Source organism: Exiguobacterium sp. FD-YE-25-4, assembly GCF_057004685.1.
Window position 1 is genome coordinate 2,615,896 of record NZ_CM168041.1, and the last position, 19,058, is coordinate 2,634,953.

The window sequence follows — 19,058 nt, forward strand, 5'->3', positions numbered from 1 at the left end:
GTTCGTCAGCTCCGGGACAGGACGACGGGAATGTCGCACGGACACTTCCCAATCCTGAACCGTCTCTGCTTCTAGTGTAAAAATGTCGTCACGGCTTGTCAATCCCGCCATCCCACGGTGCATCAAGTCGAAAGACGATGAGGCGTTCCCCTGTCTTCGTGCTGATATCCGTGTGAAGCGAGACGAGACGCCGACCGAGCACGTCATGTAAAATCGCCTCGAGTTGGGCCCGCCCTGATTCGACGAGGTTATTGCGATATTTCTTCAATTGCTCACGACCGGCCGACTTGGCGGCCAGTTCGTACTCGGCCGGGGTCAAGACGCCCTGAAGCGTCACGATGGCCAAGTCGCGGAGCAGGTCTGCTTTACACGTCAATGAGCCGCGCCCGAGATACTCTTTCTCCCATTGGGTGATGCGAGCACTCAGTTCCATTTCGAGCTGACCTTTTTTCGGCATCGTTACTTCACGAATCCGATCATCATCTCGCGAAGGATCTTCGCGGCGGCGATGGCCGTCATGTCCGATTGGTCATATGCTGGTGACACTTCGACGAGATCGGCACCGATGATGTCGATGTCGGCGTTCGCGATGGCGTGCACTGCTTCGAGCAACTCTTTCGTCGTGATGCCGCCGATTTCTTGCGTACCCGTTCCCGGGGCCGCCGATGGGTCGAGGACGTCGATGTCGATCGTGACGTACACTTTCTTCCCGACAAGCGTCGGCAACACGCGTTTGAGCGGCTCAATCACTTCATATTTATACATGTTATAGCCGACTTCTTTGACCCAGTCGAACTCTTCTTTCATCCCAGAACGAATTCCGAACGAGTAGCAGTTCGACGGTCCGATGAGTTCGGCCGCTTTTTTGAGCGGTGTCGAGTGCGAGAGCGGCTCACCTTCATAGTCGTCACGGAGGTCCGTGTGCGCATCGAGGTGCAAGATGACGAAATCATCCCCGTACGCATCATGCATCGCCTTGATGACCGGCCATGTGACGAGGTGTTCTCCCCCCATACCGAGTGGGAACTTGCCTTCTTTGATGATGTCTTTGACGAACGATTCGATCATGTCGAGTGACTTCTGGGCATTCCCGAACGGGAGCGGGATATCACCGGCGTCATAGACGGCTGCTTCCGTCAAATCACTATCAAGATAAGGGCTATATTCTTCGAGTCCGATCGAGACTTCACGGATTCGGTTCGGACCGAAGCGTGAGCCTGGACGGAAACTGACCGTCCAGTCCATCGGCATACCGTAAAGGACCGTCTTCGCGTCCGTCACTTCCGGCAAGCTCGCGATAAACACTTTGCCTGAGTAGGCTTCATCGAAACGTTTAATCATTTCGTCAAGTCCTCCACAAATTTCGGAAGGACGAAGGCCGCATTGTGAAGCTTCGGCGTGTAGTACTTCGTCTCGATGTCATGGAAACGCTCGGCCGGCACTTGTTCTGGGTCGTACTGTTTCGAGCCGATCGTGAACGTCCACATGCCGCTCGGATACGTCGGTACGTTGGCCGTGTAGAGCTTCGTGATTGGGAAAATCTCTTTCACGTCACGTTGAACCGTTTGGATGAGCTCTGGCGTGAACCATGGGTTGTCCGTCTGCGCGACGAAAATGCCGTCGTCTTTGAGCGCTCTCGAGATGCCGGCGTAGAATCCTTTTGTGAACAAGTTGGCCGCTGGGCCGACCGGTTCTGTCGAGTCGACCATGATGACGTCATACTCGTTCTCTGATTCGGCGATATGCATGAAGCCGTCACCGACGATGACTTCAACACGCGGGTTGTCGAGTTCGCCTGCGATATTTGGTAAGTATTTCTTCGAATATTCAATGACTTTCCCGTCGATGTCGACGAGAACTGCTTTTTCGACTGATGGGTGTTTCATAATCTCACGGATGACGCCGCCGTCTCCGCCACCGACAACGAGCACATGCTTCGGATTCGGGTGTGTGAAGAGTGGAACGTGAGCCACCATTTCGTGATAGACGAATTCGTCCTTATCCGTCGTCATGACCATTCCGTCAAGCAACAACATTGTTCCGAACTCGTCCGTTTCGACCATTTCTAGTCGTTGAAACTCCGTTTGTTCGCTCTCATAAACGTGGTTTACACGGAACGTGATTCCGTAATCTTCTGTTTGGTGCTCCGTAAACCATAATTTTAATTTTTGGTCCATCGATAGAACCCCTTTCTGTTCAAAAAGTTGTTCGTATGCGAGTGGCGTTTTGAGGCGCTTCTTATTCATACGATAGGAAGTATACAAAAACTGTACCCATTTTGCACGATTTTTTTATTTATTTACCTCGATGTGTGAGTTTTAGGTGAGTTTTGTCCGATAAACTGATTAGAGAGTATTTCGATTATTTGAAAGGAGGGATCCTATGTGGTCTCCTTGTACCGCCTGCTCCACGACCATCCCATTTTTTGAACGGGGCCTCGTCGTCGTCAATGACAAGCCCCACCCGTACGACTCGTTTGACGAATTGACGGAACACCTCGCCGCCGTCGAGGAAGACGTATACTGTGTCGACCCGGGCACAAAACGCCAGACTGCCGTCGTCTCGGCGAGCGACCTGCTCGAACAAATCGCCAACCGCGACACGATCGAATTGATTCAACACGGTGACTTCGAGAGCCACTTGCAACCGATCATCCATCTCGACACCGGAGAACGGTTCGGCTACGAGGCTCTTCTCAGAAGCCAGAACAACGTCTCACCGGGCGAACTGTTCCGGGCCGCGAACCGATTCGGGCTTCACTCGAAGCTAGATCAACGTGCTCGCGCCGAAGCGATCAAAGCGACGTATCACGCCGTCGAGCCGCACGAGAAGACGTTCATCAACTTCTTGCCCTCGACGATTTATAACCCAGACTATTGTCTCCAACACACGTTCGAGATTATCGACCGGTACGGACTCAGTCCCGATCGTTTCATCTTCGAGGTCGTTGAGACGGAGAAAGTCCAAGATGTCGCCCATTTGCAACATGTGTTCTCTACATATAAGAAGCGTGGTATGAAAGTCGCCCTCGATGATGTCGGCGCTGGCTTCTCGACGCTCGATATGTTGAAGCGACTTGAGCCCGACTATGTCAAAATCGACCGGTCGTACATCTCCTTCTGCGACCAAGACGCCGAGAAACGAGCGTTCTTGAAAAACGTACGTCAATTGACGCGCTCAATGGGCATCACCATCCTCGCCGAGGGCATCGAACGCCCCGAAGAAGTCGACGTCTGTCGCGAACTCGGGTTCGACCTCGCCCAAGGCTATTATTTCGGTAAACCGTCTCCTTATGCGCTTTGACGCAATGAAGGCCTAGAGCACCCGCTCTAGGCCGTTTTTTTAATCCTCGTCTTCCTCTTCGTCCATGTCTTCTTGCATCTCTGTATCTTCATTGTTCATCGGTTCTTCCTCTGCTCCCCCGCAAGCCCCGAGGATGATGCCCGTCGCCAACAGCGACGCGGCCAATGCACCTTTCTTTTTCATCATGAACACCCCTTTTTACGTTGTGTCGTACAGTACGGTTAATTCCCTCGCGCTTCATGCTGAAACGTTTTTTTAGGTTAAGAACGTGTAAACGGTGGAATGAATCTAGTGATGACAACTGAACAGAAAGAAGGTGTACTTGTTGAAACGACGCGTCTGGCAACTCCTCATCATGATTGTACTCGGCATCTTCCTTCTTGGTTTGCTTTACTCGATCGATGGGCTCATCCCGTTCCTAATTGGGGCCGCCATTCTCATTCCACTCATCGTCGGCTGGCATATCTTATTTGACCATGTCCAACCGCAGGCCAAGCTCGCCTGGCTGCTCGCCGTCTTGTTCATTCCGTTCCTCGGTGCCCTCGCCTGGGTACTGTTCGGCCGAACACCTCGACGACACCGACGCATCAAACGGACCTCGACCGAAATTCGGATGTTCCGGCAAGCAATCGAGGCCGAACGGATCGAGACGGCAAACGACGTGTCGGATTGCTTTCCTCTCACGCGCACACTCGAGAAGCTCGGCGCGACCGGTGCGGATGGTCACACGTCGACGAAACTGCTCGTCAACGGCGAGGAAAAATTCGATGCGGTGATTAAAGATATCGAGCAAGCGACCCATCATATCCACGTCCAGTATTATCTATTCCGGACCGATGAAATCTCGCTCAAGATTCGTGACGCTCTCATTAAACGATCCAACGAGAATGTCACCGTCCGCTTTTTGTATGACGGCCTCGGCAGTCAAGAGATTAGCGAAGCGTTTCTCGAACCGCTCCGCGAGTCCCGTGTCCACGTCGAAGCGTTCGACCCGGTCGTCCACCCGCTCCTCGTCTTTAACGCCAACTTCCGCAACCATCAAAAGTTGATTGTCATCGATGGGCGAATCGCTTACACCGGCGGACTGAACGTCGGGGATGAATATCTCGGGAAACATAAAAAACTTGGATTTTGGCGTGATACCCATCTGCGCCTCGAAGGACCGCTCGTCCGGGAACTCCAGCGTTTGTTCGTCGAGAATTGGCTGTATGCCGGTCATGAAGACGATACAGAACGCTGGGACTTGTTCGCCGACAGCAAACATTTGCCAGAATACTTCATCGACGACCCGCAACCGGACAACGGGGCGACACAGCTACTCGTCACGTCTCCTGGAAAAGACGTCACAATCCGAGACGGGCTCATTACGCTTTTGATGGAGGCGAAGGAGTCGATTTGGATCACGACACCATATTTGATTCCGCCTCCCGAATTGCTCGCGCTGTTAGAAGTCGCCGGCCGGCGTGGCATCGATGTGCGAATCGTCGTCCCCGGAAAAGGAGACGAATGGTTCAGCTTCCATGCGACCGAATATTATTTCGAACAACTGCTCAAACGGAACATTCGGATTTATAAATACAATCGCCATTTCATCCATGCAAAAACCGTCCTCATCGATGGCAAGATTGCACTCGTCGGGACGGCTAACTTTGATTTTAGGAGCATGTATTTGAACCATGAGATGACAATCGCCCAGTATGAGACGTCATCCATCCAACAGCTGCAAGAAGCGTTCTTGAAAGACTTTGATGAGTCGATTCTCATCGACTGGTCAATGCTTCGCAAGAAATCGAGCGGCAAACGTTTCATCGAAGCGTTCTGTCATATCTTCTCGCCACTCCTTTGAGACAAGCGCCAAACCGCATACAGGACGATGAGCAACGCGATGAGACCGAGTTGCCAACCCGCGGCCACGTGTAAGACCGCCGCGACCGCGAGCGCCTCGATCAACAATGCCGGCACTTTCCCAATCGTGCTCGCTACGGCGAACGACGGGAGCGACATTCGGCTGAACGCGGCCGACAGTGTGACGAGTCCGGACGGTACGAACGGCATCAGCCTCAGCCCGAGCACGAGAAACCATGCCTCAACGCCATCCGCTTCGCGGAGCCGTTTCAAACGCCCCCCATCCGGTGAGGTGAACCGGTGGAGCGCTTTGCGATAGAGAATAAAACTGAGCACAGCACCCACGGCCTCGCCGATGATGGAGACGGTGACGCCCGGTCCAAATCCTAGCAGTTGCACGTTCAACGCCGTCAAAAATGCGCTCGGTAATATACCGGCGACGGCGATGAGTGTATTCAACAAGATACTGATCACGACAAACAACGGGATCGGCAAAGCTGCCCATTCCATATAAAAACCTCACTTCATGTGAAAAGGCTGGCCCGTCAACGACGGGTCAGCCTTCTGTTTATTTTGCTTCGACTTCATCCCACGCGTCTTCGTCGACAGGTGGAAGGTGTTTCTCTTCAAGTTTCGAGACAACGACCGCGCATGTCGCGTCGCCGGTAATGTTGACCGACGTCCGGAGCATGTCGAGGATACGGTCGACACCGATGATCAGGGCGATCCCTTCGACCGGTAAGTTGACCGACTGCAAGACGAGCGCGAGCATGATGAGCCCGACACCAGGTACACCCGCCGTCCCGATCGAGGCGAGTACCGCTGTGATGACGACCGTCACGAGTTCGGTCATCGTCAAATCAGCCGCGAATACTTGGGCGATGAAAATCGTCGCGACCCCTTGCATGATCGCCGTCCCGTCCATGTTCACCGTCGCGCCGAGCGGCTGAACGAATGAGGAGATGGAACGCGGCACGCCGAGCTTCGTCTGGGCGAGTTCCATCGATACAGGGAGCGTCGCGTTCGAAGACGACGTCGAAAACGCGAGCGTGATCGCTTCGTAGAAGTTTTTAAAGAAGAAAACCGGACTCATCTTCCCGAGCAGGACGAGCGCCCCGCCGTAGACGAGTACCGAGTGTAAAAATAGCGTCAAGACGACCGCGAACATATACCACGCCATCGCTTTGACAGCATCGAAACCGATACCTCCGATGGCCGAGGCGATCAAAGCGAACGCGCCGTATGGGGCGAGCTTCATGACCAAGTGAATCAAGTGCATCATGATGCGGTCGCCTTGTTTGACGAAACGGCGCCACGTTTTGGCCCGTTCGCCGAGAGCGATCATCGCAAATCCGATGAGAGCCGCAAACACGATGATTTGAAGCATGTTGCCTTCAGCGAGCGCTTGAATCGGGTTCGTCGGAATCATGTTGACGAATGTCTGCACGATGTTTGACGACTCTTCAGCCGCACCCGATTCGAATTCAAGGTTTGCTGTTTGGAAATCGCCACGCTCTCCTGGTTTGATGACCGAAGCGACACCCATCGCCAAGATGATGGCGAGCGCTGTCGTCGTCAAGAAGAAGAGAAGTGCCTTCGATCCGACCCGACCGAGCTCTTTCGGGTCCCCGAGACCCATGACGCCGAGAATGATCGAGAAGAAGACGATCGGAACGACTAGCATTTTAATCAAGTTCAAAAATACGGTACCGACTGGGGAAAGGATATACGTATTGACGATGTCATATACGTTACCGGACAGACCGGCGAGCCCTAGCCCGACAAGGACCCCTAAGGCGAGGCCAATTAAAATTTTCTTCGTTTCACTCATCGTGTCACCCTTTCTTTTTTGCACAGTGCGTTTAGTATAGCATAATGCTGAATATTCATACAATTACGGTAAAATCACAACATCATAACAAGTTCATGTTCCCATCTTCACTTGAACGAAAACAAAAAAGATTGGAGACCAAAACGGTCCAATCTTTTCACTCGGCATCGAGACGCGCAAGTTCGGTTTGAAGTTCGGTCGATTGCTCCCAAATCTCAGGACGATGTTCTTTCAAAAACGCGGCTAGCACGCTGCGTGACGGTGCGTCCATCATATCGATGAGAATACGGCCTTTGAGCGATTTGTCCATCTGGTTGACGTGGTACGGCAACAGCTTGTATCCGCGCCGTGCCTCAAGGTCGACCGACATGTCACAGGCCGCGACACCGCCATAATAGAACCCTTCCGGCTTTCGACCGACCGTGACCCAGACGATCCAGTACGGTTTGCCGTTCGGCACCGCTTCCGGATCCGTCAAAAACTTGATGCGTTTCTCGATCGCCGATTTAGCATGCATGGCCCCCATATCGATGACCGCGGTCCCCGCCTCGACATCGATGATGACGGGAGACATATTGTTCAAACTGAGCGAACCGACCCCAAAACCGCCGTGGCCATCGGTCGAATCGTCAGCGACGATGTTAAAATTAATCTCTTTCATAGACTTCCCTCCCTCTCTACTGTACACAAAGACGAGGGAATGTGGCAATCCGGAACGTCAGCACCATTCAATCCGAAACGTCGTACCCGGTCCGATGGCACGGATGAGCGGCCGGTCTGCCTCGATGACCCGGCCGAGAACGTTGACTCGTGCATCAGGCGGAAGATCCCGTTTCGTCACTTGCATCTCGCCGGCATAGCGCCCGTGATCCGCATTATCGACCGTGATCGTCCCAAGCGGACGCGGTCTCGCATCCATCGGTTCAAGCAAGCGGTCCCCAGGTCGGCCGTAAGCCCGAGACTCGACCGAACGGACGACGTCACGCGCCGGGTCCATCCGGTTCGTCTGGACGCGATAGAAAGCAGCCTCAATCGTCGTCTCTGCTTCGGCCCGGAGGACGAGCATCCCGTCGGCGTTTGAAGCGAACTGTTCAATCGTCTCGTCAGCAAGTCCCGGATCACCGATTAAAATGCGATCGACCGAATCGGCGAGGTCCAAGTAACAAGCAAACGTCGATAACGTTCGATGGTCTTCGAGCGTCGGCAACCGTTCAAACAGCGGTCCGCGGAGTGACCCATCTCCCGGGATGAACGCTTGAACGCTCAATCCTTGGCGTTTCAACCATTCGTTCTTGGCATCGAACCAGTTTCGATCAAGCCCCGTCTCTGGGCGCGGATAGAAGTTGTGCCATGCCTCGACGTTGTCCGTCACGAGACCGTGCCGCCTCATCTCCGCGAGCTCACTTTCTGTGAGCGTGCTCGCGTTCAAGGCGACCGTCATCCGCGTCGACAAGTCGGCGACTTGTTTCGGGGTCACGCCGTAATCGACGCGCAGTCCGGTCACACCCCACTCGACGAGCGTGTGGGCATCATCCCACGTTTTGCCGAGCGCGGCAAGCGACGTTGGCGCGATATCGGCGAACAGCTCCATGTCGAGTTCACTTGCGAGCATGCCAAGCTGTCGCAATCGTTCCGTATAAACGGATGGGTCGTCCTCTGGAATATGTAGGGATGTGAACATCGACGTAAAGCCAATCTCACGCATGCGTCCGACCCATGCCTTGAAGTTTGACGTGAGCGGTTCGCTCAAATATACCGATAATCCTTTCATCAGAAAACCTCCTCTTAAATGAAAAGGCGACTCCAAAGAGCCGCCTCGGTTGTTAAATTCCGTCCGCCATCTCTTCTTTGAATCCGAAGAAATATGTGAAGACGAAGCCTGCCGTGTACGAAATGACAAGACCTGCGATGTACGTCAAGTACATGCCGTTGTCGATGAGCGGTGTGAGCGAGAGACCCGAGACCCCAATCCCGAGTGCTGCCGTCTTCATCGTCGCTTGGAATGCGCCGCCGACCGCTGCGCCCATACAAGCCGTCAAGAACGGACGACCGAGCGGAAGCGTGACCCCGTAGAGGAGCGGCTCACCGATGCCAAGGAATCCGACCGGGATCGCCCCTTTGATGATGTTACGGAGGCGTTGGTTGCGCGTCTTCACAAAGATGGCAAGTGCTGCCCCGACTTGTCCGGCCCCGGCCATCGCCAAGATCGGCAAGAGTGCCGTGTTACCGACCGTGTTGAGCAACTCCAAGTGAATCGGTGTGAGTCCGTGGTGCAATCCGACCATGACGAGCGGCAAGAAGAATCCAGCAAGAACAGCCCCTGCGACCGGTCCACCGACTTCGAGCACAGCGTTAAGACCTTGCATGATACCGTCCGACAACACGCCTGCGACCGGCATGATCGCATAGAGCGCCGTGAAACCGACGACAAGTACCGTGAGAAGCGGTGTGAAAATGATATCAACCGCTGTCGGCATGAAGCGACGGACATGTTTCTCGATGTACGTCATGAGCCAAGCGGCAAAGATGACCCCGAACAGTCCACCCCGCCCGACGACGAGCGGTTCCCCATAAATGGTGATGTCCGCGAGCACCGGGTTGAAGAGGATCCCCCCGGCGATGGCACCGAGTACCGGCGTCCCGCCGAACTCTTTTGCCGTATTCCAACCGACGAGAATGGCGAGGTAGGCGAATACCGTGCTACCGAGCAACAAGAGGATTTGCATCCACGTTTCCGTCGGGTCGACCCCGGCGTTCTTCGCGAAGTTGGCTCCTCCGTTAATGATACCTGAAGCGACAAGTCCTGGAATGAGTGGAATGAAAATATTCCCTAAGCGACGCAAGAAGCGCTTGAACGGCGACTTCTGTTTGTCTTTCACTTTTTGACGTTCGATGGCGGCCCGTTCGTCCGGAGTCAAGTTCGCGTCGACCGATTCTTCTCCGATGGCGAGTCCCGTCTCACGGCTGAGGTGATCCGCCACGCGGTTGACCGTCCCCGGGCCAACGACGATTTGCAACGTCTCATCATCGATGACACCCATGACACCATCGATTTGTTTCAAGGCGGCAAGATCCGCTTTCGTCGGATCTTTGAGCGCTAAACGCACACGTGTCATACAGTGCGCGAGTTGACGAATGTTGTCTTTCCCCCCGACATGCTCGAGTATCGCATGCGCAAGAACCTCTTCTTTCTTCATCTCGAATCCCCCTTATAATGCGTCACGGACGAATCCGTTCGCACGCTCTAATCGCTCGACTGCCTCCGCATGCGGGACATCGGCTAAAATCATGACGATCGCCGTCTTGACGTGCCCACCGGATGAATCAAAATAACGCGCGGCCGTCTGTTCGTCGACCCCTGTCGCTTCCGCAATCATCCGTTTGGCTCGCACTTCCAACTTCTCGTTCGTCGGCTGCACGTCGACCATCAGGTTTTGATACACTTTCCCTACCCCAATCATCGACGCCGTCGAAATCATATTGAGGACGAGTTTTTGCGCCGTCCCTGCTTTCAATCGGGTCGATCCGGTCAACACTTCCGGTCCCGTCTCGACCTCGATTTTATACTCGGCGTGGTCGCTGATTTTTGATCCTTTGTTACATGATAACGCAGCCGTCGTCGCCCCGACTTCGCGGGCGTAATCGAGCCCACCGATGACGTACGGTGTCCGGCCGCTCGCGGCGATTCCGACGACCGTGTCGTTCCCGTTCAAGTGAAGCGCTTTCAAATCACTGACTGCCAAATCCTTGCTGTCTTCTGCTCCCTCGACGGCTTTGATGAGCGCGCGCTCGCCTCCGGCGATGAGTCCGACGACCATGTCCGGTGATACGCCGAACGTCGGCACACATTCTGCCGCATCCAAGATACCGAGCCGTCCGCTCGTCCCTGCGCCGATATAAATCAAACGCCCGCCTTGTTTGAAGGATGCGATGGCACGCTTCGTCACTTCGGCAATGACCGATAGCTCTTCTTTAATGACGTGGGGGACCGATTGATCTTCCTCGTTCATCACCGCGAGGAACTCCTCGACCGCCATCTCGTCCAAGTGCATCGTTCGTTCATTCCGTCTTTCAGTAGCCAGTTTGTCTAACATCGCCACCATCCTTTCTTCTCTCTGATTTCATTGTACTAACTTGAAATTAAAAGTCAAATTTATTTAAAAAAATAAGGAAGTAAAATTTCATAAAAGAAATGAGGATGTTACCCATTCCATAGAAAAAGCCCAGCCCATATCGGACCGAGCCCATCATTCGACCAGTTTCTTCATCACGTGGACGTGGTCGCCCCGTGCCGTGACGGAATCTTTTTCGTACACATAACCTTGTCGTTCCCAAAAGTGATGTGCCCGTTCATTGTGCGGCAAGACTCCGAGCCGAAACACCGTCTGGAAAGGGCGCATATATTCCTGTTCAAGTTGCTCATACAGCCGTTGCGCGACACCGGTACCATGAAATCGCTCGTCGACGACGAACAGGCCGAGCCAGAGCGATCCGTCGACTGGATGTTCTTTCAACAAATCAGCGACCGCGATGACGCCCCCTTCTTCAAACACGAGGCTGACGGTCCCTTCGGCTTCAAAGTCGGTCAAATTCTCGTCTCGAAACGCTTCAGGCGTCTGTCCGTTCAAGCTTGCGAACGCCGACTGCCGCAACAAGAACGCCGCGACCTTGTCGCGCCACGTCGCATCATAAACGTGAATCATCGGCGCAACTTCACCATCTCGTCACGCGCCTCGGCGTAACGGTCAATCAAACTTTCGCCTTTTCGGTGCAACAGACCCATATAGAGCGTATCGATGATCGTCAACTGGGTCATCCGTGACGCGATGCTCGCGATCCGGAAGTCACGTTCGACGCTCGGCGTGCAAAGACGGACGTCCGCCTCCCGATAGAGCGGAGATTTATCGAGGTCCGTGATGGCGACGACCGGCACCCCTTTCTTCTTGGCAAAGCGGACGAGTTCGAGCACGTCTTTCGTCCGACCCGACGTGCTGATGGCGACGAAGACGTCGTTCGGTCCGAGATGCGGGATGAGTGACAACATGTAATGGAAGTCTTGCGACGTCTGGGCCGCATAGCCAAGTTTCGTGAATTTGTACTGGGCGTCGTACGCCGCCGTCGACGAGCCGCCGACCCCATAAAACACGACCCGATTCGCTCGGGCGAACGTATCGATCGCATGCTCGAGCTCGCGTTTGTCCATCGCCTCGGCGCACGCCTCGATCGCCATCTTGTTCACATGAATGACTTTTTGAAACGAATCGTACGGTGTGTCTTTCTGCTGTAACACGTTGAAGTCGGTGAGTGTCGTCTCGGTGATGGCCAAGTCTTTGACGAGGGCGAGCTTGAACGCCTTGAAGCTGTCGATGCCGACGACGCGGGCGAACCGGACGATACTCGCCTCTGACACATCCGTCTTTTGAGCAAGTTCTTTCGTCGTCATGTTCGGAACGAGCGTCGAGTGGGTCAAAATATAGTCTGCGATTTTCTTCTCGACAGACGTCATCTCACTTTTAGCGAGTTCGATTTTTTTGAGTAAGGATTCCATCGGGTCATCCCCTTCCTACTTCTAGTTTCTGTTTCCATGATAGCGGATTCTTTCTGCACAAGCCAACTTGGATATGAAAAAGGCCAAGCCGAAGCTTGACCTGATCGTTATAAGTTTTTGGCATTAAACGTATCGCCGCCTTGAATCGTCCCGTTTTGGAACCCTTTGTCGAACCAGCGTTTCCGCTGTTCGGACGTCCCATGGGTGAACGAGTCTGGCGTCACATAGCCGCGTGCCTGTTTTTGAAGCGTGTCATCCCCGATTTGGTGCGCCGCGTTCATCGCCTCTTCGACATCCCCGGCCTCGAGGTAGCCCATGCCTTGGGCGTGGTGGGCCCAGACGCCCGCATAATAATCGGCCTGAAGCTCGAAGCGGACCAAATATTTATTGAACTGCGTCTCACTCATCTCGTTACGGAGCGGCATGATCTCATCGGTCGTGCCGAGCAACGTCTGGACGTGGTGGCCGACTTCGTGGGCGACGACATACGCCATCGCGAAGTCACCCGGTGCGTTAAAACGTTGACTGAGTTCATCATAGAAACTTAAATCAATGTATAGCTTTTGGTCACCGGGACAGTAGAACGGTCCGACAGCCGATCCCGCGATACCGCAGGCAGATTCAACCTGGTCTTTATACAAGACGAGCGTCGGTTCCCGATACGTCAATCCGTTCTCCGCGAATATATCGGTCCATACTTCCTCGGTATCCCTTAGCACGACCGACACGAAGTCTGCCATCTCTTCTTCTCGTGCCGAACCTTGATACGTCTCGGACGACTGTGGTTCGCCGATTCCGATGTTGTTGACAATGTCTGCCGGATTGCCCCCGTTCAGCAACGTGAAGACGATGACCAAGATGAGACCGAAGCCTCCGCCAATCCCGGCAATCCCTTTCCCTCCGACACGTTGTCCCCGTCGATCTTCAACGTTACGACTTGCTTGTCTACCCTTCCATTTCATCCGCCTGTTCCTCCTACGTCTAGTCTGTCTTGTTCCTTACCCCGTTTTCACATATTTCGCACCTGCATTTTTTCTTTGTACCGTCCGTTCAATCGATTTTCTGCTTTCCACCCGCCCCACCTTTCACTAGAATGAAAGGGAACGAACTAAAAGGAGGAAATGTTATGCCATACGTAACTGTCAAAATGCTCCCAGGCCGCACGGTCGAACAAAAACGTGCCTTGATTGAAAAAGTGACGGACGCCGTCTCGGAGACGACGAACGCCCCGAAAGAAAACATCACCGTCTTCATCGAAGAGATGGACGCGACGCACTACGGTCAAGCCGGCGTTATGCACGCGGACAAGAAGTAATGAGGTAAAAAGAATGCCATGTCCCTGTTGTGGACATGGCATTCTTTTTACCTCAAAACGGCATTTTATTAGAAATAGTTTTCATAATCAAATCTTCTACGATTGTTTCGACTTTAGTGATTTCTAAAAAGCCGCTCTCATCAATCCGTGGAACCGCATTAGTCTCAAGGAATCTCCAATCATATTGAATCGTTTCTAAATCATTCGCATTGGCAATTTCTTTAGACGTTGCTCTCATTAAAATACGGAATTTATATGGCCAGAGCCCAGTTTTGTGTTTTTGCATCACAAAGTGCTCATTTTGTTGAACATTACTCCAAAAATTCAATCCGCCCATTGTTGAAACAGGTTTTCTAAATGGCATAAAAAATCCTCCCATAATGTCTAATGTACAATCATTATACAAATATAGATGTTAACGATGTTTGGATTTTTATTTTTTTGGTATATATTTTCAATTACATAATAAATGTTGGATGTAATTTTACAAATGTGGTCAGTCTTCCAAATTCACTTCAAACCGCTCGCTCGGGACGGTCGGTTTAATGAGATGACGCGTCGCACGCCAAATGTGATAGCCGATTCGGTCGAGCCAGAGGAGAGCTTGCACCTTTTGAATCGTTTGGTCCATCTCGAGTTGATTGGCCGCCGTCTCCTCGAGCAGTTCGGCCCGGTGCGCTTTTCGATATTCGGCGAGCTGTTTCGAGGCCGTCTTCCACTGCCGAGACTCTTCCGGGGGCGTGTGATGGTTGAGCGTCTCCAACATGTCGAGTTCATGCAAGACGAGCTGGCGCGCGACTAGGAAGTCTGTATCCCGAAGGGCGTCGACCGGGTCGACTTCACGCATGACGAACAGCCACCGCTCCAAGTGATCAATCGTATGAAGCAGCGACAAGTGTTGCCCATAGTCATTGCGGCCCCGCCCTTCCTCCAATTGAATCGTGCTCAAAAAGACACGCACGTCCCCGAGCGTCTTCTCCACGAGTTGGAGCTCGTCGTCGCGCTTTCGTCCTTCCGCTAGTAACAGTTTCGTCTCTTTGGCGAGATAGCGCTCGATTTCAATCAACGAGCGTCGGGCCGCTTCGAGCGCGACCGTCGGGATGCGGGCCATGTTCGGGTTCAAGAACCGGGTCAGCTTCTCCGCCCGGCTCGGGACCCACTTCAGCAACCGACGGCTGAACGCCTCGTGGAACGGCAAAAACGTGAACACACCAAGCAGATGGAACGACGTGTGGAACAAGGCGAGCCGCAACAGTTCGTTCCAATTGAGACGGTCGGCCACACCGTTGACGACGCCGAACAAGAGCGGGAAGGTTAGCCAGCCGATAAGTAAAATCGAGCCGTGGACGAGCACGTGCGCCAAGACGATGCGGCGGGCCGACTTCCAGCCTCCGATCGACCCGATGGCGACGACGAGACTCGTCCCGGCGCTTTGTCCAAGCACGAGCAGACAGGATTGGGCGAGCGTCACCGTATCGGTCGCGAGCGCCGTCATCGTCAAGACGAGACCAATGCTCGAGGACTGTAATAGGACGGTCATCAGTAATCCTGTCCCAAGCAGTGCGAGTTGATGCAACGGTGTGTCCGCTTCCCAACCGGCGAATGAGAACGTGACGACGTCGCGCATCGCCTCTTGAAGTGTCCCGATGCCAACGAAAATCAGACCGAGCCCGACCATGAGCATGCCGATGCGTTTGACACGCCGCCCGATCAAGCGCAGCGCCATGCCGACCCCGATGAGCGGGAGCAACAGCTCGCGGATATCGACGTTATAACCTAAGAGCGCCACGATCCATCCGGTCGTCGCGCTGCCCGCGTTCGCTCCGATGACGAGTGTGAGCGCTTGGGTGAACGTCAGCAGGCCGGCACTGACAAAACTGATTGTCATGAGCGTCGTCACGGTCGAGGACTGAAACAACGTCGTCATCGTCGCCCCGAGAAAGGCACCCGAAACCGGTCCTTCAGCCAAGCGATTCAATCGTTGCCGGAGCCGTTCCCCGGCCATGCTTTTCAACGTATCCGTCAACAGCATCATCCCGAGTAGGAAGATGCCGACTCCCCCGACCAATGTGCCGATTCCCATGGTGTCACTTCCTTTTCAACGATTCAATCGCCTCGTAACGTTGACAACATCCATGTTTTTTCTGATGCGTGATCTTTCAAGTTGAGCAGTACGTCCTCCGGATAATAGATTTTCTCGTCGGACTGTCGTGAGTTTAAAATCGATTGGACGAGCATCGACACTTCCGAAATTTCCCGGCGGTCGCCGTCATTCATTTTGAGATAGATGCCTTCGTATGTCCCGTGCCCTTTATACAAATCGTATGGCAATTGGCTGAGCTGATCCTCGAGCAAGTAGTAGCGGGTCGGTAAACCGATTGCCTCCATCGTTGAACGCAAGCGGTCCATATAGCGGACGCGGTTCGCTTCCGGGAAGTTCTTATATTTCAACAAACGACGGTTGACGAAGCGACTCGCAAGGTCGGCCAAAATCGGGTCCGCCTCATCCATCCATTCCTGGAAATAGAAATAGACGATCGTCTCATCGAGCTTCAAATAATGCTCGAGCGTCATGTCTTCATGGTTAAAAATCGGCAAGAAATGCTTTGGAGTCATCTCGAAAGAATAACCCGATTCGTATAGTTCTTGCGCCCGTTCGAGCACGGCTTTGAGCAATAAATCGCTCGATCGCGTCGCCGGATGCAAGTAGACTTGCCAATACATTTGATAGCGGCGCATGATATAGTCCTCAATCGTATGCATCCCCGACTGTTTGACGACGACTTGGTCCTCGTCAGGACGCAACACCCGAAGCATTCGCTCAAGGTCGAACTTCCCATAACTGACCCCAGCGAAATGGGCGTCGCGAAGCAGATAGTCCATCCGGTCGACATCGAGCTGCGAGCTCAGTATATTGACGAGCAAGCGGTTCGGGTGCGTCTTATTGATGATGGCCGCCACTTCTTCCGGGAAACCAACGCCCATCTCCGACAGCACTTTGTTCACTTCCGTGTCGCCGAGGATGATTCGTTCGGTCCATACCTCGTGGCGAACGGCGAAGACGTGCTCGAACGCGTGTGAAAACGGACCGTGACCGACATCGTGCAGGAGCGCCGCTGCGAGCAACAGCTCCCGGTTGCGGTCGTCCCACTCTGGATACTCGTGGAATTGGTCGATCAGCTGCCGAGCGATCTCATAGACGCCGAGCGAATGATGGAACCGGGTATGTTCGGCGCCATGGAACGTCAAAAACGACGTCCCGAGCTGTTTGATGCGCCGCAAGCGCTGAAACTCTTTCGTGTTGATCAATTCCCAGACGAGATGATCATAGACATATATATAGCGGTGAACCGGATCTTTGAACACTTTCGACCCCGATAATTGACCTCGTGACGTGTACATGACGTTGCCCCCTACGTTTCATTAATGATTGGATTCGACTTCTAGCGCGTGGTTCCTCCCATGCTATAATGGGAAGGAAATTATTTATTGAAAAGGAATTATGTATATGACCCATCCATTATTACAACAACCGACCTACCGTGTCATCGATCAGTCCTCGCTCGGTCCTGCGTTTCAAGCCGAGCAATCGTTCGCGACGGACGACACGCTCTGTGCCTCGACCGCAACGTCTGGTGCCGTCCTCAGGGCCTGGGTTCATCTAAACACGGTCGTGCTCGGCATTCAAGACGCCCGCCTGCCTCACTTGTCAGACGGCATCCGTTTTCTACATGAACATGGATTCCGTCCCGTCGTGCGAAATTCAGGAGGGCTTGCCGTCGTCTTGGATGAAGACGTATTGAACTTATCCCTGATTCTACCTGAGAAAGACGGAATTCAAATCGATAGTGGCTACGAGGCGATGACGTCGCTCATCCAACTCATGTTTCAAGACGTGACGACAGACATTGTCGCTGGCGAAATCGTTGGATCTTACTGTCCCGGCAGTTTCGACTTATCCATCGGCGGCAAGAAGTTCGCCGGCATCTCACAGCGCCGTGTCCGTGGCGGTGTCGCTGTCCAAATTTATTTGAGCGTCCGCAAGAGCGGGAGCGAACGCGCCGCCCTCATCCGTGATTTTTATGAGCGCGCCATCCAAGGCGAAGCGACAAAGTTCACCTACCCGGCCATCGTCCCTGAGACGATGGCGTCACTCGAGGACTTGCTCGGTATCCCGCTCACTGTCGATGACGTGTTGCGTCGCGCCTACACCGTCCTCAGTGACGTGAGCCGGCTCATACCTGGCACTCTCGACGCAGACGAGCAGGCGATGCTCGTGACCCAGCTCGACCGGATGTGGAAGCGCAATGAACCGATCCGTGAGATTGAACAACAATTAATAGAGGAGTGACCGCATGTTTAAAATCATAACCGATACCGGCGCCGATTTGACCCAAGACCAGATCGTCGAGTACGGTCTCGAAATGCTACCGCTCGGTGTCGTCATCGACAACGACGAATTTTTAGACGGTGAAACGATTCAACCGAAAGACGTGTACGACGCGATGCGTGCCGGGAAGACGCCGAAGACGTTCCAAATCGAGGCGGCCCGCCTCGAACAATGTTTCCGTCAACATCTCGAATCGGAAATCCCGTTCCTGTATCTCGCTTTCTCCGGTGAGCTCTCAGGCACCTATCAGACGGCCGTCATGGTCGGAAACCTACTTAAAGAAGAATACCCGAACAGTACGTTCCATATTCTTGATACGCGCGCCGCCTCGGTCGGCCAAGGATTGTTCGTCAAAACGGTCGCTGAATATGGCCAGGACCACTCGTATGAAGAGACGGTCGCCTACGCGACGTCGCTCGTCGGCAAAATCCGTCATTTGTTCACGGTCGAATCGCTCGAGTATTTGATGCGCGGCGGTCGTGTCTCAAAAACGAGCGCATTCATCGGTGACTTGTTGACGATTTTACCGCTCCTCACGGTCGAAGACGGCAAGCTCGTCCCGATCGAGAAGATTCGCGGTCACAAGAAGGTGATGCGGCGCATCGCTGAGTGGATGACCGAGTCGAAACCGCTCGTCGAGGGTGGGCATGTCTTCATCGGTCACGGGGACGACCCGGTCAAAGCCGATCAGTTCGAGGCGTTGCTTCGGCAGCATATGAACCCGGCGAGCGTCACGAAGACGATCGTCGGTTCGGCCATCGGGGCACATACAGGCCCAGGCCTGCTCGTCGTCGGCTATTTTGAAGCATGACGAGCAAACGAAAAA

Annotated in this window: 21 protein-coding genes; 5 read left to right on the forward strand and 16 right to left on the reverse strand. The window is 53.7% G+C overall.

All coding sequences use genetic code 11. From position 1 onward, the window contains the following. Positions 1-88: 88 nt before the first annotated feature. The 3 genes from AC13H5_RS13375 to speE are packed head-to-tail and all read right to left on the reverse strand — an operon-like array spanning position 89 to position 2,177. Positions 89-457, reverse strand: a complete 369-nt coding sequence (locus AC13H5_RS13375; protein ID WP_034779329.1) for a Na-translocating system protein MpsC family protein — start codon at positions 455-457, stop codon at positions 89-91. Between the two features lie 2 nt (positions 458-459). Then, positions 460-1,341 carry an agmatinase gene (speB, locus tag AC13H5_RS13380; RefSeq protein ID WP_483546008.1) on the reverse strand — a complete coding sequence of 294 codons (882 nt, stop codon included), beginning with the start codon at positions 1,339-1,341 and terminating at the stop codon, positions 460-462. After that, positions 1,338-2,177: a polyamine aminopropyltransferase gene (gene speE, locus AC13H5_RS13385; protein WP_138858739.1), complete on the reverse strand. Its 840-nt coding sequence runs from the start codon at positions 2,175-2,177 to the stop codon at positions 1,338-1,340. Before speE ends, speB begins: the two co-directional genes overlap by 4 nt. Positions 2,178-2,382: 205 nt before the next feature. On the opposite strand from speE, the gene AC13H5_RS13390 reads away from it, so the two are divergent. Further along, on the forward strand, positions 2,383-3,303 hold the full coding sequence (locus tag AC13H5_RS13390; RefSeq protein ID WP_251131287.1) for an EAL domain-containing protein: 921 nt from the start codon (positions 2,383-2,385) through the stop codon (positions 3,301-3,303). A 39-nt stretch (positions 3,304-3,342) separates the two neighbouring features. On the opposite strand, the gene AC13H5_RS13395 is transcribed toward AC13H5_RS13390, so the two are convergent. Next, positions 3,343-3,489 (reverse strand): hypothetical protein, encoded by a 147-nt coding sequence (locus tag AC13H5_RS13395; protein ID WP_214753641.1) that lies wholly within the window; start codon positions 3,487-3,489, stop codon positions 3,343-3,345. A gap of 130 nt (positions 3,490-3,619) precedes the next feature. Between AC13H5_RS13395 and cls the strand changes: the two genes are divergently transcribed. Further along, positions 3,620-5,149 (forward strand): cardiolipin synthase, encoded by a 1,530-nt coding sequence (gene cls / locus AC13H5_RS13400; protein ID WP_483546009.1) that lies wholly within the window; start codon positions 3,620-3,622, stop codon positions 5,147-5,149. On the opposite strand, the gene AC13H5_RS13405 is transcribed toward cls, so the two are convergent. The 9 genes from AC13H5_RS13405 to ypfJ all read right to left on the reverse strand — a co-directional run bounded on the left by AC13H5_RS13405 (position 5,125) and on the right by ypfJ (position 13,489). Then, positions 5,125-5,658: a TVP38/TMEM64 family protein gene (locus AC13H5_RS13405; RefSeq protein WP_483546010.1), complete on the reverse strand. Its 534-nt coding sequence runs from the start codon at positions 5,656-5,658 to the stop codon at positions 5,125-5,127. The two genes, cls and AC13H5_RS13405, sit on opposite strands and share 25 nt — an antisense overlap. Before the next feature lie 58 nt (positions 5,659-5,716). Next, positions 5,717-6,979 (reverse strand): dicarboxylate/amino acid:cation symporter, encoded by a 1,263-nt coding sequence (locus AC13H5_RS13410; RefSeq protein ID WP_034779341.1) that lies wholly within the window; start codon positions 6,977-6,979, stop codon positions 5,717-5,719. 157 nt (positions 6,980-7,136) lie between these two features. Continuing rightward, positions 7,137-7,640, reverse strand: coding sequence for a YwhD family protein (locus tag AC13H5_RS13415; protein ID WP_214753637.1), 504 nt, complete (start codon positions 7,638-7,640; stop codon positions 7,137-7,139). A gap of 57 nt (positions 7,641-7,697) precedes the next feature. Then, positions 7,698-8,750: a DUF871 domain-containing protein gene (locus AC13H5_RS13420; RefSeq protein ID WP_483546011.1), complete on the reverse strand. Its 1,053-nt coding sequence runs from the start codon at positions 8,748-8,750 to the stop codon at positions 7,698-7,700. Between the two features lie 52 nt (positions 8,751-8,802). Then, on the reverse strand, positions 8,803-10,176 hold the full coding sequence (locus AC13H5_RS13425) for a PTS transporter subunit EIIC (RefSeq protein ID WP_034779348.1): 1,374 nt from the start codon (positions 10,174-10,176) through the stop codon (positions 8,803-8,805). 12 nt (positions 10,177-10,188) lie between these two features. Then, positions 10,189-11,082, reverse strand: a complete 894-nt coding sequence (gene murQ, locus AC13H5_RS13430) for an N-acetylmuramic acid 6-phosphate etherase (protein ID WP_483546012.1) — start codon at positions 11,080-11,082, stop codon at positions 10,189-10,191. A gap of 144 nt (positions 11,083-11,226) precedes the next feature. Continuing rightward, complete coding sequence (locus AC13H5_RS13435; RefSeq protein ID WP_483546013.1) at positions 11,227-11,682, reverse strand: GNAT family N-acetyltransferase; 456 nt, start codon at positions 11,680-11,682, stop codon at positions 11,227-11,229. Next, a complete protein-coding gene (locus AC13H5_RS13440) occupies positions 11,679-12,527 on the reverse strand; it encodes a MurR/RpiR family transcriptional regulator (protein ID WP_034779356.1) in 849 nt (282 codons plus the stop codon). The genes AC13H5_RS13435 and AC13H5_RS13440 overlap by 4 nt, the downstream gene beginning before the upstream one ends. Positions 12,528-12,634: 107 nt before the next feature. Next, on the reverse strand, positions 12,635-13,489 hold the full coding sequence (ypfJ, locus tag AC13H5_RS13445; protein WP_138858731.1) for a KPN_02809 family neutral zinc metallopeptidase: 855 nt from the start codon (positions 13,487-13,489) through the stop codon (positions 12,635-12,637). A gap of 164 nt (positions 13,490-13,653) precedes the next feature. Between ypfJ and AC13H5_RS13450 the strand changes: the two genes are divergently transcribed. Then, a complete protein-coding gene (locus tag AC13H5_RS13450) occupies positions 13,654-13,842 on the forward strand; it encodes a 2-hydroxymuconate tautomerase (protein WP_012727443.1) in 189 nt (62 codons plus the stop codon). A 52-nt stretch (positions 13,843-13,894) separates the two neighbouring features. On the opposite strand, the gene AC13H5_RS13455 is transcribed toward AC13H5_RS13450, so the two are convergent. The 3 genes from AC13H5_RS13455 to AC13H5_RS13465 all read right to left on the reverse strand — a co-directional run bounded on the left by AC13H5_RS13455 (position 13,895) and on the right by AC13H5_RS13465 (position 17,244). Beyond that, complete coding sequence (locus AC13H5_RS13455) at positions 13,895-14,206, reverse strand: hypothetical protein (protein ID WP_138858729.1); 312 nt, start codon at positions 14,204-14,206, stop codon at positions 13,895-13,897. A gap of 132 nt (positions 14,207-14,338) precedes the next feature. Further along, complete coding sequence (locus AC13H5_RS13460; RefSeq protein ID WP_483546014.1) at positions 14,339-15,925, reverse strand: Na/Pi cotransporter family protein; 1,587 nt, start codon at positions 15,923-15,925, stop codon at positions 14,339-14,341. Positions 15,926-15,948: 23 nt separating this feature from the next. Continuing rightward, positions 15,949-17,244 carry an HD domain-containing protein gene (locus tag AC13H5_RS13465; protein WP_138858727.1) on the reverse strand — a complete coding sequence of 432 codons (1,296 nt, stop codon included), beginning with the start codon at positions 17,242-17,244 and terminating at the stop codon, positions 15,949-15,951. A gap of 100 nt (positions 17,245-17,344) precedes the next feature. Here AC13H5_RS13465 and AC13H5_RS13470 point away from each other — a divergent pair, with 100 nt between their 5' ends. Beyond that, positions 17,345-18,193 (forward strand): lipoate--protein ligase family protein, encoded by an 849-nt coding sequence (locus tag AC13H5_RS13470; RefSeq protein ID WP_214711072.1) that lies wholly within the window; start codon positions 17,345-17,347, stop codon positions 18,191-18,193. 4 nt (positions 18,194-18,197) lie between these two features. Then, positions 18,198-19,043, forward strand: coding sequence for a DegV family protein (locus tag AC13H5_RS13475; protein WP_215189394.1), 846 nt, complete (start codon positions 18,198-18,200; stop codon positions 19,041-19,043). Positions 19,044-19,058 lie beyond the last annotated feature (15 nt).

Coding starts and splice junctions, on each gene's coding strand:
- AC13H5_RS13375 (WP_034779329.1), bottom strand. CDS start 457: ATGCCGAAAAAAGGTCAGCTCGAAATGGAACTGAGTGCTCGCATCACC.
- speB (WP_483546008.1), bottom strand. CDS start 1,341: ATGATTAAACGTTTCGATGAAGCCTACTCAGGCAAAGTGTTTATCGCG.
- speE (WP_138858739.1), bottom strand. CDS start 2,177: ATGGACCAAAAATTAAAATTATGGTTTACGGAGCACCAAACAGAAGAT.
- AC13H5_RS13390 (WP_251131287.1), top strand. CDS start 2,383: ATGTGGTCTCCTTGTACCGCCTGCTCCACGACCATCCCATTTTTTGAA.
- AC13H5_RS13395 (WP_214753641.1), bottom strand. CDS start 3,489: ATGATGAAAAAGAAAGGTGCATTGGCCGCGTCGCTGTTGGCGACGGGC.
- AC13H5_RS13405 (WP_483546010.1), bottom strand. CDS start 5,658: ATGGAATGGGCAGCTTTGCCGATCCCGTTGTTTGTCGTGATCAGTATC.
- AC13H5_RS13410 (WP_034779341.1), bottom strand. CDS start 6,979: ATGAGTGAAACGAAGAAAATTTTAATTGGCCTCGCCTTAGGGGTCCTT.
- AC13H5_RS13415 (WP_214753637.1), bottom strand. CDS start 7,640: ATGAAAGAGATTAATTTTAACATCGTCGCTGACGATTCGACCGATGGC.
- AC13H5_RS13420 (WP_483546011.1), bottom strand. CDS start 8,750: ATGAAAGGATTATCGGTATATTTGAGCGAACCGCTCACGTCAAACTTC.
- AC13H5_RS13425 (WP_034779348.1), bottom strand. CDS start 10,176: ATGAAGAAAGAAGAGGTTCTTGCGCATGCGATACTCGAGCATGTCGGG.
- murQ (WP_483546012.1), bottom strand. CDS start 11,082: ATGGTGGCGATGTTAGACAAACTGGCTACTGAAAGACGGAATGAACGA.
- AC13H5_RS13435 (WP_483546013.1), bottom strand. CDS start 11,682: ATGATTCACGTTTATGATGCGACGTGGCGCGACAAGGTCGCGGCGTTC.
- AC13H5_RS13440 (WP_034779356.1), bottom strand. CDS start 12,527: ATGGAATCCTTACTCAAAAAAATCGAACTCGCTAAAAGTGAGATGACG.
- ypfJ (WP_138858731.1), bottom strand. CDS start 13,489: ATGAAATGGAAGGGTAGACAAGCAAGTCGTAACGTTGAAGATCGACGG.
- AC13H5_RS13450 (WP_012727443.1), top strand. CDS start 13,654: ATGCCATACGTAACTGTCAAAATGCTCCCAGGCCGCACGGTCGAACAA.
- AC13H5_RS13455 (WP_138858729.1), bottom strand. CDS start 14,206: ATGCCATTTAGAAAACCTGTTTCAACAATGGGCGGATTGAATTTTTGG.
- AC13H5_RS13460 (WP_483546014.1), bottom strand. CDS start 15,925: ATGGGAATCGGCACATTGGTCGGGGGAGTCGGCATCTTCCTACTCGGG.
- AC13H5_RS13465 (WP_138858727.1), bottom strand. CDS start 17,244: ATGTACACGTCACGAGGTCAATTATCGGGGTCGAAAGTGTTCAAAGAT.
- AC13H5_RS13470 (WP_214711072.1), top strand. CDS start 17,345: ATGTATATGACCCATCCATTATTACAACAACCGACCTACCGTGTCATC.
- AC13H5_RS13475 (WP_215189394.1), top strand. CDS start 18,198: ATGTTTAAAATCATAACCGATACCGGCGCCGATTTGACCCAAGACCAG.